Here is a 15,618-nt window from a genome sequence, read left to right on the forward strand (position 1 = left end):
GTCTGCCGGGCGAATGGTAGGGTCGACGCTACGAAACGGGGAACAGGGCCGTCACCCCCGAAAGTAGGTAGTCGTGAGCACACCGACCGGGTGGGAATCCGAGACCGAGCTCGTCGCCAGAGCGGTGCGCGAGCTCGCCCAGCGCACCCGCTTCCCTGTCGCATTCGGCGGTCTGATCGACGAGGGCGTCGTCAGCGTCACGAGCATCGTCGGCAACCGTACGCACAGCCTCGACGGCCTCAGGGTCCGGCCGGAGCGCGGCCTCGGCGGACGGGCGATGATGGAACTGCGTCCGCGCATGACCAACGACTACGGCTCCTCGCAGCAGATCACCCACGACTACGACGTGTTCGTGCTCGGCGAGGGGCTGCGGACCCTGCTCGCTCTGCCCATCGTGGTCGGCGGTCGCCCACGGGGCGTGCTCTACGCCGGTGCCTGGGAGCGCACACCGGTCGGTGGCGTGACCACGGCTCCCGCGATGCAGGTCGCTCAGTCCGTCGCGGAGGAGCTCCGCATCCGCGACGAGGTCGAGCGGCGCCTGCGCTCTGCGGGTCCGACATCCGAGTCTGTGGCGCCGCGCCAGCGCGAGGAGCTGCGCGAGAGCTTCGCCGAGCTCCGCAGCATCGCCGCATCCATCGACGACGTCGAGCTGCGGGCCCGCATCGCCCAGGTCGAACAGCGACTCGTCACGCTCGCAGAAGACGCCGCTCCCGCGGCCGCCACCGGTCCCATTCCGACCGTGCGTCTGTCCCGGCGTGAGACCGATGTGCTCGCCTGTGCGGCCCTCGGCGCGACGAATGCCGAGGTCGCAGCGCAGTTGGGCCTGCGGGAGGGGACGATCAAGGCGTATCTGGGCACGGCGATGTCGAAGCTGGATGCGTCGACACGCCATGCCGCCGTGGCGAAGGCGCGGCGCGCCGGACTGCTTCCCTGACCGCTCAACGGCACCGGATGCGTCGACGCCGGAACTGCACAGTCCCTGCCCAGACCCGGTCGCTACCATGGATACTGGTCGGTGAACCCCGGCCCCGGACGAGGCAGACCAGTACCCGGTGAGCGAAAAGACTGGTCCGAAAGGACCATCATGTCGTGGATCGTATTGGTCGTATCCGGAGTCCTCGAAGCCGTCTGGGCGACGGCGCTCGGCAAATCCGAAGGACTCACCAAACTCTGGCCGAGCATCATCTTCGTGGGCGGTCTGATCCTCTCCATGATCGGGCTCGCATTCGCCATGCGCGATATCGCCACGGGCACCGCTTACGCGGTGTGGGTCGGAATCGGCGCCACTCTCACCGTCATCTGGGCGATGGTCACCGGCGACAGCGATATCTCCTGGCCGCGAATTCTTCTGCTGCTCGGACTCGTCGGCTGCATCGTGGGCCTGAAGCTGATCGACCCCGGCCACGAATAGACACCACTCGACGTGTCATATTTCGCATTCCGGGGGTAATGTCACTTCCATGGCAAGAAGAATTGTGCACCAGCTGGTCGATGACATCGACGGAACCGTACTCGAGGTCGGCGAAGGCGAGACCGTGCATTTCTCGCTCAACGGCGCCTCCTATGAGATCGACCTGAACACCGCGCACGCGGAGGAATTGCGCAAGGCATTCGAGCCGTACATCTCGGCCGGACGACGTGCGGGCTCCTCCGGTGCCGTGCGCTCCGCCGCCCCGAGGAAGCGCCCAGGACGCAACCCCGAGGTGGCCGCGATCAGGGCATGGGCGAACGACAACGGCTACACGCTCTCGGAGCGGGGCCGCATTCCGGCTCCCGTCGTCGAGGCGTACAACGCCGCGCACTGACTCACTCGGAGGTCGCGACTCCGGTTTGAGCCCACGGCTCATCCCGGAGCGTGATCTCCTGCGCCATGTCCGACAGGAACCGGATCACGACGTCTCGCTCGTCAGGCGTCAGCCGCGCCGCGGAGTAGAACCGCTTCGCCTGCTGGCGACCCACCGTCTCCATGGCCGCCTGGCGTGTCTCCGGGGTGATCGTGATCGCGAGAGCTCGTCGGTCGGTCGGATGCGGTGCTCGGCGGATATGTCCGCCCTTCTCGAGGCGGTCGAGCAGCTTCGTCGTCGACGCCGTGGAGATCCCCAGATGCGTGGCGATGCCGCCGGGAGTGGCCGTCGCGCCGCGATTCGCGCACACGATCAGGTAGTGGAGCGCGCGCATGTCGGTCTCGTTGAGCCGCATGTAGCGCCGGGACGCGAGCGACAGCTTCTGCTCGGCATCCCTCAGGTCCCCCAGCGCGCCCATGACGAGAGCGATCTGCCGGAGGTCCTCCGGGTCGACCCCTGAGCGATCGACCAGCGTGCTCCGAGGGTCGCTCGACTCGACGTCGTAGATCGCCGAGTGGGCGAGCCCGTCGGGCGACATCTCGCCACGGAGCGGGATCACCTCTGACGCCCCGATCCCCCGGGGACTGGCGTCAGATCCGTTGTCCATGCCATCATGCTACACACCATTGGATTCATGTTATGTTGATTATTAGCTAAGCTAGCGAAATCGAGGAGGTTCCCCGTTGGATGAGGTCACCCTCCTTTCCGCAGATGGAGTCGCGATCGGCGTGCTCTCGAAAGCGGCGGTGCACACGACGGACACCCCTCTGCATCTCGCCTTCTCGTGCCACGTCCTCGATCGCGACGGTCGTCTGCTGGTGACCCGACGGGCGCTGTCCAAGCTCACCTGGCCGGGCGTCTGGACCAACAGCTTCTGCGGACATCCTCGCCCCGGCGAAGACATGTCCCATGCCGTCCACCGCCGCGCGCACGACGAACTCGGCCTCCGCATCACCGAGCTCTCCCTCGCGATCCCCGACTACCGGTACCGGGCCGTCGACGCGAGCGGGATCGTCGAGAACGAGATCTGCCCGGTGCATGTCGCCATCGCCGACGGCCCCCTCTCCCCCGACCCCGATGAGGTCTCGGAGTGGGCGTGGGTCGATCCGGCGGAGTTCGCCGACGCCGTATCCGGCGCTCCTTTCGCGTTCAGCCCCTGGATGGTCGAGCAGCTCCCCCGATTGCGCGAGCTCGGGGCGGTCTGATCATGTCTGCCACCGCGATCCGAGAAGACATGAGCACGAGGGTCGAACAGCTGCTGCGCAAGCGCTTCACCTTCCACTGCGAGAACGCCGAGGTCTACGGTTCCGAGTTCGCAGCCCTGTGGCGCTCGACGGCCGATCACGCCCTCGGGGGCAAGCTGGTGCGGCCGCGACTGCTTCTCGACATCCACCGCGCCCTGGTCTCGGATGCCGCCCCTGAGCCCAGCATCGCCGCGGTCGACGTCGCCACCCACATCGAACTGCTGCACTACGCGTTCCTGCTGCACGACGACGTGATCGACGGCGACCTGACCCGGCGCAAGCGGCCGAACCTGATCGGCGAACTCGCCGCCACCGCCCCGGGGGCGACGGAGGAGGATTCGCTGCACTGGGCGCGATCGAGTGCGATCCTGATGGGAGACCTGCTGCTGTCGGCGGCCATCATGGGGTTCGCCCGAGCCGATGTCCCGCAGAGCGTGCGGGTGCGACTGCTCGATCTCGTCGAGCAGACGATCCTCGAGACCGTGGCCGGCGAGCACACCGACGTGGCGCTGAGCCACGGGATCATCGCCTCCGACGTCGCCACCGTGCTCACCATGAGCGTGTACAAGACGGCGACCTACTCGTTCTCGCTTCCGCTGAGGGCTGCCGCGCTGCTCGCCGGTTCCTCCGAATCGGCGGAGGAGACCCTGAACACGGTCGGGCGGCACCTCGGCCTGGCCTATCAGCTGCAGGACGACCTGCTCTGCGTGTTCGGAGACCATCGCAAGCACGGGAAGGATGCCTTCTCGGATCTGCGTGAGGGCAAGGAGACCGCGATCATCGCGTTCGCCCGTTCGACGAGCGCCTGGGCGCAGATCGCCCCTCGTTTCGGATGCCCCGATCTGAGCCTGGACGACGCCGCCGCCATCCGCGATCTCCTGCAGGAGTGCGGCGCCGAGAGATTCGTCGTGAGTCTGATCGGCGAGCAGCTCGACGCCGTCTACACCCTGCTGTCCGAGGCGGAGGCCGCCGGCGAGATCAGCTCCGACGCCGCACGATCGATCCTCGTCTCCGCCTCGCAGCTCGAGGGGCGGCAGGCATGACCCCGACGTCGCGCGACGAGTCGGGCGAGAGTCTGGGGCGGTTCAGCCGCGCCGCCGACACCGCGTCCACCGAAGTCATCCGCAGCTACTCGACCTCGTTCGGACTCGCCACCCGCCTGCTCGGCGAGCGTCACCGCCAGCACGTGCGCAACATCTACGCGATGGTGCGCATCGCCGACGAGATCGTCGACGGAGTCGCCGCCGAGGCCGGACTCGACGCCTCGGCCCAGTCGGAGGCCCTCGCCTCGTACGTCGCCGAGACCCATCGATCGATGCGAGTCGGCTATAGCACCGACCTGGTACTGCACGCCTTCGCCCGCACTGCACGCGAATGCGGCATCGATGAGGACCTCACCCAGCCGTTCTTCGACTCGATGAGTGCCGACATCGACACCGCCACCGAGTTCACCGCCTTCGACGCCGAGGCGCACGAGCGCTATGTGTACGGCTCCGCCGAAGTGGTCGGGCTGATGTGCCTCCGCGTGTTCCTCCGAGACGAGAACCCGACGACCGCGCAACGCGAGATCCTGACCCACGGCGCCCGCCAGCTGGGGGCAGCGTTCCAGAACGTCAACTTCCTCCGCGACCTCGCCGATGACACCGACCGGCTGCAGCGCGGGTATCTCGGCGACTCCGGCCGTCTCACCGATGCCGATCGAGACGCCTGGGTGGTCACGATCACCTCGCAACTCGACGACGCTCGACGCTCGATCCCCCTCCTCCCGAAGGATGCCCGCGCCGCTGTGCGCAGCGCCCTCGCCCTCTTCGAGGCGCTGACACGTCGCGTCGCGAAGACTCCGGCATCGACACTCTACGAAAGGCGGGTTCGGGTGCCCGATCCCCTCAAGGCGCTCCTCGCCGCGCGAGCCGTCATCGTCACCGCCATGGAGCGCGACCGATGAGTCGGGTCGCCGTCGTCGGCGCCGGTGTCGCCGGCCTGGCGGTCGCCGGTCTGCTCGCACGCGAGGGACACGACGTCATCGTCTACGAGAAGAACAGCCGGATCGGCGGTCGGGCAGGCACCATCGAGCGAGAGGGCTTCCGATTCGACTCGGGACCCTCGTGGTACCTGATGCCGGAGGTGTTCGACCACTTCTTCGCGATGATGGGCACCTCGACCGCCGAACAGCTCGATCTCACACTGCTCGATCCCGGCTACCGCGTCTTCCAGGCGCCCACCGCCGACGGTCACCCCTCGCCGGCCATCACCGTCCCCTCGGGGCGAGCCGAGGTGTCGCGCCTGTTCGAGTCTCGCGAGCCCGGCGCCGCGAAGGCCCTCGATGCCTATCTCGACTCGGCGCACGACGCGCGCGTCATGGCCGAGCGTTACTTCCTCTACAACCCGTTCACGCGGCTGCGCGGGCTGATGACGCCCGAGGTGCTGCGCGCCCTCCCCCGACTGTTCACGCTCCTGGGCACACGCCTGCAGTCCTTCGCCGCCCGCCGCTTCCGCGACCCGGTGATCCGCCAGCTGCTCGGATATCCGGCGGTCTTCCTCGGCACCGACCCGCGCACAGCCCCCGCGATGTACCACCTGATGAGCGCGCTCGACCTCGACGAGGGGGTCAGCTATCCGCAGGGCGGGTTCTGGCGCGTCGTCGAGCGCATCGCCGAACTCGCCGAGGGCGCGGGCGCTCGGATCGTGCTCGATGCCGATGTCACCGCGATCAGCACCGGCACCCGCTCCGGCGAGACGACCGTGACGGGCGTCGAGTGGCGCGACGGCGACGGAAGCACGCACCGCGCCGACGCCGACATCGTCGTCTCCGGAGCCGACCTCCACCACACCGAGACGGCGCTTCTTCCTCCGCACCTGCGCACGTATCCCGAGTCGTGGTGGCAGCGACGCACGAGCGGACCCGGCGCCGTGCTCGTGATGCTCGGCATCCGAGGCTCCCTGCCCGAACTCCCCCACCACTCCCTGTTCTTCACCGACGACTGGGATGCCAACTTCGACGCCATCTTCGGCGATCACCCCTCGGTCCCCTCGCCCGCATCGACGTACGTGTGCCGTCCGAGCGCGACCGACGACACGGTCGCACCGGACGGGCATGAGAACCTCTTCGTGCTGGTTCCGATCCCCGCCGACACCGAGCTCGGCGGCGGCGGCTCCGACGGGAGCGGCTCCGCTCGGATCGAGCAGACTGCGGATGCCGCGATCGATCAGATCGCGCGATGGGCAGGCATCCCCGACCTCCGCGACCGCATCGTCGTGCGTGAGACGAAGGGCCCCGCGGACTTCCGCGACGACTACAACTCGTGGCGCGGAGGCATGCTCGGGCCGGCCCACATCCTCTCGCAGAGTGCGATGTTCCGCGCGCAGAACGCCTCTCGTCGGGTATCGGGCCTCTATTACGCGGGTGCCACCACCGCGCCCGGCGTCGGCGTGCCGATGTGTCTCATCAGCGCCGAGATCGTGCTCAAGCGCATCCGCGGGGACCGCTCAAGCGGGCCGCTCGACGCCACGACCACCGCCGCATCGACGAACGGGGCCGTGTGATGGGGTTCGTGTATCTGGCGCTCCTCCTCGTGACCCTCGGCTGCATGCTGCTGCTCGATCGCCGTTTCCGCCTGTTCTTCTGGCGCGACGCGGTGTCGGCATCCGTCGTGACCGCCGTGGGACTCGCCTTCTTCCTGATCTGGGATATCGCCGGTATCGCCGGAGGGATCTTCTTCCGCGGTGAAGCCGCCGTCGCGACCGGGATCGTGCTCGCGCCCGAGCTGCCGATCGAAGAGCCGGTGTTCCTGCTCTTCCTCGTGATCTGCACGATGATCGTCTACACCGGCGCAGTGCGCATCCTCTCGAGCGTCCGCAGCCGCTCCGCCGTGGAGGAGCCCTCATGACCTACCTGCAGCTCTCGGCGTGGTTCGTCGGCGCGGCGATCGTGGCGGCCCTCGTGCTCTCGGTCCTCGCAGGTCGGCATCGCGCCCACGTGGGCGGGATCGCCCTCACCGTCGTCGTGCTCGTGATCCTCACCGCCGTCTTCGACACCGTGATGATCGCGACGGGCCTCTTCCACTACTCCCCCGAGCACCTGCTCGGCGTGCACATCGGTCTCGCCCCGCTCGAGGACTTCGCCTATCCGATCGCCGGCGCCATCCTCCTGCCCGCCCTGTGGGCCGCGCTCCGCGCCCGCCGCGTGAAGGCCGACCGACGAGCAACCGCCGAGGATGCCTCATGACCGCGCCCGCCGCCCGGGGATCCGTCGGCCGTGACGTCGCACAGATCGTCCTGTCGTCCCGCCCCATCAGCTGGATCAACACGGCGTTCCCGTTCGCGGCCGCCTACCTGCTCAGCACACGTGAGATCGACCTCACGCTGATCATCGGAACCCTGTACTTCCTCGTCCCGTACAACCTCGCGATGTACGGCATCAACGACGTCTTCGACTACGCCTCCGATCTCGCCAACCCGCGCAAGGGTGGCATCGAAGGCGCGCTCCTCTCGCCCCGCATCCACCGCGCCACCCTGTGGGCTGCCGCGGCGACGAACATCCCGTTCCTCGTCTACCTCGTCGTCGTCGGCAACCCGGCGTCCTGGGTCTGGCTGGCGATCAGCGTGTTCGCCGTGATCGCCTACTCCGCGCCCGGCCTTCGGTTCAAGGAGCGGCCGTTCCTGGACTCGACCACCTCGAGCCTTCACTTCGTGACGCCGGCAATCGTCGGCCTCACCCTCGCCACCGGCGCCGTCACCCCCACAGCCGTCATCGTCCTCGTCGCCTTCTTCCTCTGGGGGATGGCCGCGCATGCGTTCGGCGCCGTGCAGGACATCGGCCCTGACCGTGAGGGCGGCATCGGCTCGATCGCCACGGTGATCGGCGCACGAGCCACGGTGCGGCTGTCGATCGCGCTCTGGACTCTCGCCGGCGCCGCGATGCTGTTCACCACGTGGCCGGGGCCGCTCGGCGCGCTGCTCGCCGTGCCCTACATCGTCAACGCCGCCCCCTGGTGGAACGTCACCGATGAGACCTCCGGCGGCACGAACCGCGCCTGGCGACGCTTCATCGCCCTGAACTACTTCGCAGGCTTCCTCGCGACGATGATCCTCATCCTCGCCTGGGTCTCCTGATCCCCCGCTTGACTCCCCCCCATCTGCACGCCCCCGAGAGGAACCTGATGTCCAGCCCTGAGCACGCGCCCATTCCGCCGACCCGCGAACGCACGCGTCGACACTCCTGGGTCCGCGTCCTCATCCCTGTGGCGCTGATCCTCGTCTGGCTGGTGGGCGCCGGCCTCGGCGGCCCCCTGTTCGGCAAGGTCGACGAGGTGTCCTCGAACGACCAGACCAGCTACCTGCCCGAGTCGGCCGATGCGACGCAGGTGCAGAAGCTCCTCGGCGAGTTCAACGACAGCGACGCCATCCCGGCGATCGCCGTGTTCGTCTCCGACGACGACCTGTCGGAGTCCGACATCACGACCATCTCGGATGCCGTCGCGGACTCCCCCTCGGTGGAGGGCGTGAGCGAGGATGTCTCGCCCGCGCTCGTCTCGGACGACGGCCGTGCGGTTCAGGCCTTCATCCCGATCGAGGGCGATGCCGAGCTCGCTGATGCGATCGACGCCCTGGCCGCGCAGCTGCGCGATGCGGCGCCCGACGGAGTGACGGTCTACATCACGGGCCCTGCGGGCTTCAGTGCCGATCTCGTCGCCGGGTTCGCCGGCATCGACGGCCTGCTTCTCGGAGTGGCGCTCCTGGCCGTGCTGGTCATCCTCGTGCTCGTCTACCGATCGTTCCTGCTGCCCATCGTCGTGCTGTCCACGAGCCTGTTCGCCCTGTGTGTGGCGCTCCTGGTCGTGTGGTGGCTCGCGAAGTTCGAGGTGCTGCTGCTGAGCGGCCAGACCCAGGGCATCCTGTTCATCCTCGTGATCGGCGCCGCGACCGACTACGCCCTGCTGTTCGTGGCGCGGTTCCGAGAGGAGCTCCGCGTCGCGCAGGACAAGGGCACCGCCGTGCTCGCGGCATGGAAGGGCTCGTTCGAGCCCATCGTGGCGTCCGGCGGAACGGTGATCGCCGGGCTCCTGTGCCTGCTGCTGAGCGACCTCAAGTCGAACAGCACGCTCGGCCCGGTGGCCGCGATCGGCATCGTCTTCGCGATGCTCGCCGCACTCACCCTGCTGCCCGCGCTCCTGCTGCTGTTCGGGCGGGCGGTGTTCTGGCCGAGACGCCCGAAGTTCGAGCCGGAGGTCGTCGCCGAGGAGCACGGCATGCGCAAGACCGGCCTGTGGGCTCGTCTCGCGGGCCTGATCACCAAGCGCCCCCGCGTCATCTGGGTCGTCACGACGCTCGTGCTGCTCGCCGGCGCCGCCGGTGTGCTGCAGCTCAATGCCGTCGGCGTCCCGCAGTCCGATCTCGTGCTCGGCGCGTCCGAGGCTCGCGAGGGCCAGGTCGCGCTGGGCGAGCACTTCCCCGGCGGCTCCGGCAGCCCGGTGTACGTCGTGGTCGCGGAAGACCGACTTCAGGATGCCGCTGACGTGCTGCTCGCCGACGACGGCATCGACGGGGTGTCGGTCACAGCATCCGATTCGCCGAGCGGTTCGGCGACGGTCACCGCCGACGGGCTCGAGGCCGTCGGCCCTCCCGGAACCCCTGCCCCGGAGCCGACGGTGGTCGACGGAGAGGTACTGCTGCAGGGAACCCTGACGGATGCCGCCGACTCCGATGCGGCAGCGGCGACCGTCCGCGACCTGCGCACCCAGCTCGACGACCTCGACGCCCTCGTCGGCGGCGTCACGGCGACGGCGATCGACACGAACGATGCCTCGATCCATGACCGCAACCTGATCATCCCGGTGATCCTCGTCGTGATCATGCTCATCCTCATGCTGCTGCTGCGCTCGATCCTCGCTCCGGTGCTGCTGATCCTCACTACCGTGCTGTCGTTCGGCACGGCGATGGGCGTCTCCGCCCTGGTCTTCAACGGCGTGTTCGACTTCCCCGGCGCCGACCCCGCGGTTCCGCTCTACGGATTCGTGTTCCTGGTGGCACTGGGCATCGACTACAACATCTTCCTGATGACCAGAGTGCGCGAGGAGTCTCTCGAACACGGCACACGTGAAGGCGTGCTGCGAGGACTGTCGATCACGGGAGGCGTGATCACCTCAGCCGGCCTCGTGCTCGCGGCGACGTTCGCGGCGCTTTCGGTGATCCCGATCCTGTTCCTCGTACAGCTCGCGTTCATCGTCGCGTTCGGCGTGCTGCTCGACACGTTCGTGGTGCGCTCGCTGCTCGTGCCGGCGCTCGCCTACGATCTCGGCCGTGTGATCTGGTGGCCGTCGAAGCTGTGGCGTCGCGGTCGCGACTGACGGGGTGCCCTCGACTGGATTCGAACCAGCGACCTGCCCTTTAGGAGAGGGCTGCTCTATCCTGCTGAGCTACGGGGGCGAGGGTTCCATTCTAGAGGAACCCTCGCTTCCCGCTCACGCGGCGAGTGCCAGGTACGGCTCCCACCGAGGGTCGCTGCGCTCGATACCGCGAACCGTCCAGGCGGTGCCGTGGGGCGGACGCGGAGCGAACCGCAACTCCCAGCGCATCTCCTGAGGCGTGCGGTCGCTCTTGGTGTTGTTGCAGCGCAGGCAGCAGGCCACGAGGTTCTCCCAGGAGTCCGCTCCCCCGCGCGAACGCGGCATCACGTGGTCGATGGTCGACGCGGCTTTGCCGCAGTAGCCGCAGCGGTGGTTGTCGCGACGCAGGACTCCGCGTCGGGTGACGGGGACCCGACGGCTGATGGGGATGCGGACGTAGCGCGAGAGGACGATGACGGCGGGGCGATCGTAGACTCCGTGACTCCCCCAGACGGGGTCGTCCTCGACGCGTTCGATCACGGTCGCCTTGTCGTTCATGACCAGGACCAGGGCTCTCTTGAACGACACGATCGCGAGCGGTTCGTATCCTGCGTTCAGTACAAGTGTGCGCATCGTCATCCTCTCGATCCGCCGGGACGGCTTCCCGGCACTCTCGACTCACACGAAGCCGCACAGGGCGGAAGCGTTCGCGGGGATGCAAAAAAGGCGCTGTCTACAGACAGCGCCTCATGCGCACGGCAAGACCGTGGCGTCCCTGCGGACGATGCAGAAGGACGTGACGACCGAGGGCATCCATGGTTCGGATGTTCGGTATTCGCTCCATCAGCTTCTCCCGACTATGCGACAACGGGTTCAGGCTAACCCATCAGAAGCAGGGGAAGGTCAAACTGCGGGTGAACGCGCGAAGGCGTGTCCCCGAATGAGTGAAGGGCAGCGGCCGGCGCTCAGCCGGCGTTGGCGCCGAGCCAGGCGATCGGCTCCATGAGGCCGCCGTTGACCCAGACCTCGAAGTGGAGGTGGTTCGCGGTCGATCGACCGGTGCTGCCGACGAAGCCGATCAGCTGGCCCGCGGCGACGGTCTCGCCGGCCTGAACCTGACGCGAGCCGTACGTCATGTGGCCGTAGGTGGTCTGCACGCGCTGACCTCCGACGACGCTGTCGAGCATGACGCAGACGCCGTAGCCGCCGATGCTCTCGGCGGACGCCCGGACGACTCCGGCCGCTGCCGCGTAGATCGGGGTTCCCGCCGGGGCGAGCATGTCTGCACCCTGGTGCGCGCCGCCGACCGTGCGGCTGACGTTGTACGACCCCTGCGGGAGCGGGTAGCGGACCTCGCCCGAACCGGGCGAGACCAGGGCGTAGTTGCCGATGTCGAAGCTGCTGCTGCTGTTCGACGCCGAGGCTGCCGACGCTGCCGCAGCGGCACGCGCCTTCGCTGCCTCTTCGGCCTTCTTCTTCGAGATCTCGTCGGGCGTCGTGGCGGTGAACGTGCCACGACTGAGCGGCGCAGCCGTCGCATCCGAGGCGACGACGAGCGACTGTGCGTCGACGGCCGCGAGCTGCTGGACCGTCGCGGTGGCGTCGGCAGGCTTCGAAGCGGCGTAGGCGGGCAGCGCGACGGCGGCGACCAGAGCACCGACCGCCCCGAAGATGGCGATGGAGCGGAGGGGCTTCACAGCCTTTCGCGCGTCGATCCGGGTTCCGGAACGGCGGGCGACCACTCGATCTTCAGTTGTCTTCGCGGGCGATTCGATGTCTTTTGCCAAAACTTGATCCTCCTGCGCCTGCACGCTCGGGTAGCGCTGGCTCGTCGGCACTCTGCTCTCGGGGCACCAATGTAGCTCGGGTACGTTGTGCGGTCTGACCGGGAGGGCGACGAGCCTGGAAGGCGAATCCTCTCGGGTGTCGTCAGCGGGCTTCTTCGACGACCTGTCCGAGGTTACCGGAAGATAACGATCCTGTCACCCTGCGAACCTGGCAATCCTCGGAGAGGCGGAATCACGCGGATCTCAGGGCTGATCAGCCGTCGATCAGGCCGGCTCACCGACCAGGAAGATGTGCGAGGCGAGCTCGACGGGCAGTTCGAGGCCGTCTTCCTTGCCCTCCATCTGGATGAGGACGTACCCCTCGTTGAAGCGGTAGTCGCCCTTCGCGCCCGGCACCACTCCGGCGTCGCGGAGCTGCTCGAGGAGCTCGGGATCGACCTGAGCGGGCTCTGCGAGACGACGCACCGTGCCGTCGATCGGCGCTCCGGCGGCGTTCAGCTTCTGCACGAGGCCGATGACCCCCTCGTCGAACGTGCGGGCCGGGGTGTCTCCGAGCTGGTCGAGCCCGGGGATCGGGTTGCCGTAGGGCGACTCGGTCGGGTGACCGAGCAGTTCGACGAGTCGACGCTCGACCTGCTCGCTCATGACGTGCTCCCACCGGCAGGCCTCTTCGTGCACATAGGCCCAGTCGAGGCCGATCACGTCGGAGAGCAGACGCTCGGCCAGACGGTGCTTGCGCATGACGTTGACCGCCTTGCTGCGACCGGCGTCCGTGAGCTCGAGCGTGCGGTCTTCGGAGACGACCACGAGACCGTCGCGCTCCATGCGTCCGACGGTCTGCGAGACGGTGGGGCCCGAGTGACCGAGGCGCTCGGAGATACGTGCGCGCAGCGGCACGATGTTCTCCTCCTCGAGCTCGAGGATGGTGCGGAGATACATCTCCGTGGTGTCGATCAAGTCGGTCATGTGGCCCTCCGGGTCTTCTTAGGCAAGCCTACATTCCCGGGGGGACATCAGGCGTCACGCGGTGAGGCGGCCGTCGGGTCACGCCGTAGTATCGATCCATGGCGATCGAGATTCCCCGTGACCTCCTGCCCGCTGACGGCCGCTTCGGATGCGGCCCCTCGAAGGTGCGCACCGAGCAGCTCGACGCGCTGCTCGCCGCAGGGCCGACCCTGCTCGGCACATCGCACCGACAGGCCCCGGTCAAGAACCTCGTCGGCAGCGTCCGCGAGCAGCTCGCGGCGCTCTTCCGTCTCCCCGAGGGCTACGAGATCATCGTCGGCAACGGCGGATCGACGGCGTTCTGGGATGCCGCGGCCTTCGGCCTGATCGAGCGCCGCAGCCAGAACCTCGTGTTCGGAGAGTTCGGCGGCAAGTTCGCCGCCGCGGCCGCCGCCCCGTGGCTCGAGGCGCCGGACGTGCGCAAGTCCGAACCCGGCTCCCGCACCGCGGCGGAGATCGTCGAAGGCATCGACGTCTACGCCTGGCCGCACAACGAGACCTCGACCGGTGTGTCGGCACCGATCGAACGCGTCGTCGCCGACGGTGCGCTCACGGTCATCGACGCGACCAGCGCCGCGGGTGGCATCGACTTCGACGCCGCCGAGGCCGACGTCTACTACTTCGCACCGCAGAAGAACCTCGGCTCCGACGGAGGCCTGTGGTTCGCCGCCGTCTCCCCCGCGGCGATCGACCGGATCGAGCGCATCGCCGCATCCGGCCGCTACATCCCCGAGTTCCTCAGCCTGAAGAACGCCGTCGACAACTCGCGACTCAACCAGACTCTGAACACCCCGGCGCTGACCACTCTGCACCTGCTCGACAGCCAGCTGAGCTGGATCCTGTCGAACGGCGGCCTCGCCTGGGCGGGTGCTCGCACGGCCGAGTCGTCCGGCATCCTCTACGACTGGGCGGCGGCGTCGGACGTCGCCACCCCGTTCGTCACGGATGCCGCGCATCGTTCGCCCGTCGTCGTCACGATCGACTTCGATGACACCGTCGATGCCGCAGCCGTCGCCAAGACCCTGCGCGCGAATGGCATCGTCGACACCGAGCCCTACCGCAAGCTCGGCCGCAACCAGCTGCGCGTCGCGACGTTCGTCTCGATCGAGCCCGACGACGTGCGCCAGCTGACCCGGTCGCTCGACTACGTGCTCGCGAACACGGGCGCCTGACACCGGGACGACGAAGAAGGGGCCGCGCTCGCGCGCGGCCCCTTCTTCCGTTCATGGACGTCGAGCGTCATTCCTCGTCGTCGGAGTCATCCTCGTCGTCGGAGTCGTCGGAGTCGTCGTCCGACTCGTCGTCCTCGTCATCGTCATCGTCCGAGTCATCGTCTGAGTCGTCGTCCGACTCGTCTTCGTCCGCCACGGCGGAATCGTCGAGTTCGTCGATGTCGACGCCATCGAGATCGCCGGCATGGAGTTCGCGCGGCACAGCGGCCAGATCGAGTTCGTCGTCGTCGTCATCGTCGTCGTCGTCGAGATCCTCGTCCTCCTCGAGGTCCTCATCGAGCTCATCGTCGTCGTCGGACTCCGCATCGTCTGCGTCGCCCGCACCGGCTTCCGCGTCGGCATCGGCGACGGCTGCGGCGGCCTGCTCGGCGAGCTCCACCTGGTGCGCTCGATATTCGGCGAGCCGTTCGGCCCACGGCACCCACTCGGGAGCGAGAAGCGCACCGTCACCGGGGAGCAGCTCTATCTCGAGCACGGTCGGCTCCTCGTCCTCGACGCGGGCGACCGTCACGGTCCAGAACCAGCCGGGGTACCCCGGGAGGCGGTTCTCGAAACGCAGCGACACGGAGCCGTCGTCTTCGGGGAGGTAGTCGGCAGCGGGTCCGACCGTCGACGCCGGCGTGATCTCGTGCAGCGCGGCGAGCGCGAGATCGTGTGCGTCGATCAGACGCTGGTCGACATCAGGCTTCGAGGTCATCGGCTACCTTGCGCAGGACTGCCGCGATCTTGCGGCCGTGAGCGGATGAGGGGTATCGGCCGCGGCGGAGGTCGCCGCCCATTCCGTCGAGGAGCTTCACGAGATCCTCGACGATGATCGCCATGTCGTCGGCCGGCTTGCGCTTCGCCTTCGCGAGGCTCGGCGGCGCTTCGAGCACACGAACCGACAGCGCCTGCAGACCTCGCTTGCCGTCGGCGACACCGAACTCGACGCGGGAGCCCGCCTTCACCGCCGCCCCGGTGGGCATCGCGGAGGCGTGCAGGAAGACGTCCTGGCCGTCATCGGTGGCGATGAAGCCGAAACCCTTGTCTTCGTCGTAGAACCTGACCTTGCCGGTGGGCATGGGAGAAACCTCGCTGAGTCGGTGTGGAGCTGGATCGGACGCACGTATGCGGCCGGTTCCAGCCTACCGGTCACCGGGCGGGTAATCCGTAGGTCACGCCAGGGAACAGGACGCGCCTGC

18 protein-coding genes, 1 tRNA gene and 1 riboswitch are annotated in these 15,618 nt (G+C 68.1%); of the genes, 12 read left to right on the forward strand and 7 right to left on the reverse strand.

The genetic code is table 11. From position 1 onward, the window contains the following. The first annotated feature begins 73 nt into the window (after positions 1-73). The 3 genes from JOF42_RS15005 to JOF42_RS15015 all read left to right on the forward strand — a co-directional run bounded on the left by JOF42_RS15005 (position 74) and on the right by JOF42_RS15015 (position 1,805). A complete protein-coding gene (locus tag JOF42_RS15005; RefSeq protein WP_210098561.1) occupies positions 74-934 on the forward strand; it encodes a LuxR C-terminal-related transcriptional regulator in 861 nt (286 codons plus the stop codon). 72 nt (positions 935-1,006) lie between these two features. Beyond that, positions 1,007-1,074, forward strand: a riboswitch (guanidine-III (ykkC-III) riboswitch). A gap of 10 nt (positions 1,075-1,084) precedes the next feature. Next, a complete protein-coding gene (locus JOF42_RS15010) occupies positions 1,085-1,411 on the forward strand; it encodes a DMT family transporter (RefSeq protein WP_210098562.1) in 327 nt (108 codons plus the stop codon). Between the two features lie 49 nt (positions 1,412-1,460). Next, positions 1,461-1,805, forward strand: coding sequence for a histone-like nucleoid-structuring protein Lsr2 (locus JOF42_RS15015; protein ID WP_210098563.1), 345 nt, complete (start codon positions 1,461-1,463; stop codon positions 1,803-1,805). 1 nt (position 1,806) lies between these two features. Here the strand turns inward: JOF42_RS15015 and JOF42_RS15020 are convergent, their stop codons facing one another. Then, positions 1,807-2,382 (reverse strand): MarR family winged helix-turn-helix transcriptional regulator, encoded by a 576-nt coding sequence (locus JOF42_RS15020; protein WP_210099233.1) that lies wholly within the window; start codon positions 2,380-2,382, stop codon positions 1,807-1,809. Positions 2,383-2,527: 145 nt separating this feature from the next. On the opposite strand from JOF42_RS15020, the gene idi reads away from it, so the two are divergent. Genes idi through JOF42_RS15060 form a run of 8 tightly spaced genes read left to right on the forward strand, consistent with a single transcriptional unit; the run spans position 2,528 to position 10,434 of the window. Continuing rightward, a complete protein-coding gene (gene idi / locus JOF42_RS15025; RefSeq protein WP_210098564.1) occupies positions 2,528-3,049 on the forward strand; it encodes an isopentenyl-diphosphate Delta-isomerase in 522 nt (173 codons plus the stop codon). Positions 3,050-3,078: 29 nt separating this feature from the next. Beyond that, on the forward strand, positions 3,079-4,131 hold the full coding sequence (locus JOF42_RS15030; protein ID WP_245340821.1) for a polyprenyl synthetase family protein: 1,053 nt from the start codon (positions 3,079-3,081) through the stop codon (positions 4,129-4,131). Next, the gene (locus JOF42_RS15035; protein ID WP_210098566.1) at positions 4,128-5,033 is read left to right on the forward strand and encodes a phytoene/squalene synthase family protein; all 906 of its coding nucleotides are present in this window, start codon (positions 4,128-4,130) and stop codon (positions 5,031-5,033) included. Before JOF42_RS15030 ends, JOF42_RS15035 begins: the two co-directional genes overlap by 4 nt. Further along, entirely contained in the window at positions 5,030-6,631 is a 1,602-nt protein-coding gene (gene crtI, locus JOF42_RS15040; protein WP_210098567.1) for a phytoene desaturase family protein, read from the forward strand. The genes JOF42_RS15035 and crtI overlap by 4 nt, the downstream gene beginning before the upstream one ends. Continuing rightward, positions 6,631-6,975 carry a lycopene cyclase domain-containing protein gene (locus JOF42_RS15045; protein WP_210098568.1) on the forward strand — a complete coding sequence of 115 codons (345 nt, stop codon included), beginning with the start codon at positions 6,631-6,633 and terminating at the stop codon, positions 6,973-6,975. Before crtI ends, JOF42_RS15045 begins: the two co-directional genes overlap by 1 nt. Next, a complete protein-coding gene (locus JOF42_RS15050; protein WP_210098569.1) occupies positions 6,972-7,313 on the forward strand; it encodes a lycopene cyclase domain-containing protein in 342 nt (113 codons plus the stop codon). The genes JOF42_RS15045 and JOF42_RS15050 overlap by 4 nt, the downstream gene beginning before the upstream one ends. After that, positions 7,310-8,200 carry a prenyltransferase gene (locus tag JOF42_RS15055; protein WP_210098570.1) on the forward strand — a complete coding sequence of 297 codons (891 nt, stop codon included), beginning with the start codon at positions 7,310-7,312 and terminating at the stop codon, positions 8,198-8,200. The genes JOF42_RS15050 and JOF42_RS15055 overlap by 4 nt, the downstream gene beginning before the upstream one ends. 47 nt (positions 8,201-8,247) lie before the next feature. Then, a complete protein-coding gene (locus JOF42_RS15060; RefSeq protein WP_210098571.1) occupies positions 8,248-10,434 on the forward strand; it encodes an MMPL family transporter in 2,187 nt (728 codons plus the stop codon). Positions 10,435-10,439: 5 nt separating this feature from the next. Here JOF42_RS15060 and JOF42_RS15065 read toward each other — a convergent pair. The 4 genes from JOF42_RS15065 to JOF42_RS15080 all read right to left on the reverse strand — a co-directional run bounded on the left by JOF42_RS15065 (position 10,440) and on the right by JOF42_RS15080 (position 13,166). Beyond that, positions 10,440-10,513: transfer RNA gene (locus JOF42_RS15065), tRNA-Arg, on the reverse strand. 35 nt (positions 10,514-10,548) lie between these two features. After that, entirely contained in the window at positions 10,549-11,046 is a 498-nt protein-coding gene (locus tag JOF42_RS15070) for an HNH endonuclease (RefSeq protein WP_210098572.1), read from the reverse strand. 332 nt (positions 11,047-11,378) lie between these two features. Then, on the reverse strand, positions 11,379-12,200 hold the full coding sequence (locus JOF42_RS15075; RefSeq protein ID WP_210098573.1) for a M23 family metallopeptidase: 822 nt from the start codon (positions 12,198-12,200) through the stop codon (positions 11,379-11,381). Between the two features lie 264 nt (positions 12,201-12,464). Then, positions 12,465-13,166: an iron-dependent transcriptional repressor DtxR gene (locus JOF42_RS15080; protein WP_210098574.1), complete on the reverse strand. Its 702-nt coding sequence runs from the start codon at positions 13,164-13,166 to the stop codon at positions 12,465-12,467. Positions 13,167-13,264: 98 nt separating this feature from the next. On the opposite strand from JOF42_RS15080, the gene serC reads away from it, so the two are divergent. Then, positions 13,265-14,377, forward strand: coding sequence for a phosphoserine transaminase (gene serC, locus JOF42_RS15085; RefSeq protein WP_210098575.1), 1,113 nt, complete (start codon positions 13,265-13,267; stop codon positions 14,375-14,377). Between the two features lie 67 nt (positions 14,378-14,444). Here serC and JOF42_RS15090 read toward each other — a convergent pair whose 3' ends face one another. Next, positions 14,445-15,134: a DUF3027 domain-containing protein gene (locus JOF42_RS15090; protein WP_210098576.1), complete on the reverse strand. Its 690-nt coding sequence runs from the start codon at positions 15,132-15,134 to the stop codon at positions 14,445-14,447. Then, positions 15,118-15,498, reverse strand: a complete 381-nt coding sequence (locus JOF42_RS15095) for a cold-shock protein (RefSeq protein WP_210098577.1) — start codon at positions 15,496-15,498, stop codon at positions 15,118-15,120. Before JOF42_RS15095 ends, JOF42_RS15090 begins: the two co-directional genes overlap by 17 nt. Between the last annotated feature and the right edge of the window lie 120 nt (positions 15,499-15,618).

It is taken from the genome of Microbacterium phyllosphaerae, assembly GCF_017876435.1.
GTDB lineage: Bacteria > Actinomycetota > Actinomycetes > Actinomycetales > Microbacteriaceae > Microbacterium > Microbacterium phyllosphaerae.

Excerpts from the sequence above, each read along its gene's own strand:
- JOF42_RS15010 (WP_210098562.1), top strand. The coding sequence starts at position 1,085 with ATGTCGTGGATCGTATTGGTCGTATCCGGAGTCCTCGAAGCCGTCTGG.
- JOF42_RS15015 (WP_210098563.1), top strand. The coding sequence starts at position 1,461 with ATGGCAAGAAGAATTGTGCACCAGCTGGTCGATGACATCGACGGAACC.
- JOF42_RS15020 (WP_210099233.1), bottom strand. The coding sequence starts at position 2,382 with ATGTCGCCCGACGGGCTCGCCCACTCGGCGATCTACGACGTCGAGTCG.
- JOF42_RS15030 (WP_245340821.1), top strand. The coding sequence starts at position 3,079 with ATGAGCACGAGGGTCGAACAGCTGCTGCGCAAGCGCTTCACCTTCCAC.
- JOF42_RS15035 (WP_210098566.1), top strand. The coding sequence starts at position 4,128 with ATGACCCCGACGTCGCGCGACGAGTCGGGCGAGAGTCTGGGGCGGTTC.
- crtI (WP_210098567.1), top strand. The coding sequence starts at position 5,030 with ATGAGTCGGGTCGCCGTCGTCGGCGCCGGTGTCGCCGGCCTGGCGGTC.
- JOF42_RS15045 (WP_210098568.1), top strand. The coding sequence starts at position 6,631 with ATGGGGTTCGTGTATCTGGCGCTCCTCCTCGTGACCCTCGGCTGCATG.
- JOF42_RS15050 (WP_210098569.1), top strand. The coding sequence starts at position 6,972 with ATGACCTACCTGCAGCTCTCGGCGTGGTTCGTCGGCGCGGCGATCGTG.
- JOF42_RS15055 (WP_210098570.1), top strand. The coding sequence starts at position 7,310 with ATGACCGCGCCCGCCGCCCGGGGATCCGTCGGCCGTGACGTCGCACAG.
- JOF42_RS15060 (WP_210098571.1), top strand. The coding sequence starts at position 8,248 with ATGTCCAGCCCTGAGCACGCGCCCATTCCGCCGACCCGCGAACGCACG.
- JOF42_RS15070 (WP_210098572.1), bottom strand. The coding sequence starts at position 11,046 with ATGCGCACACTTGTACTGAACGCAGGATACGAACCGCTCGCGATCGTG.
- JOF42_RS15080 (WP_210098574.1), bottom strand. The coding sequence starts at position 13,166 with ATGACCGACTTGATCGACACCACGGAGATGTATCTCCGCACCATCCTC.
- serC (WP_210098575.1), top strand. The coding sequence starts at position 13,265 with ATGGCGATCGAGATTCCCCGTGACCTCCTGCCCGCTGACGGCCGCTTC.
- JOF42_RS15090 (WP_210098576.1), bottom strand. The coding sequence starts at position 15,134 with ATGACCTCGAAGCCTGATGTCGACCAGCGTCTGATCGACGCACACGAT.
- JOF42_RS15095 (WP_210098577.1), bottom strand. The coding sequence starts at position 15,498 with ATGCCCACCGGCAAGGTCAGGTTCTACGACGAAGACAAGGGTTTCGGC.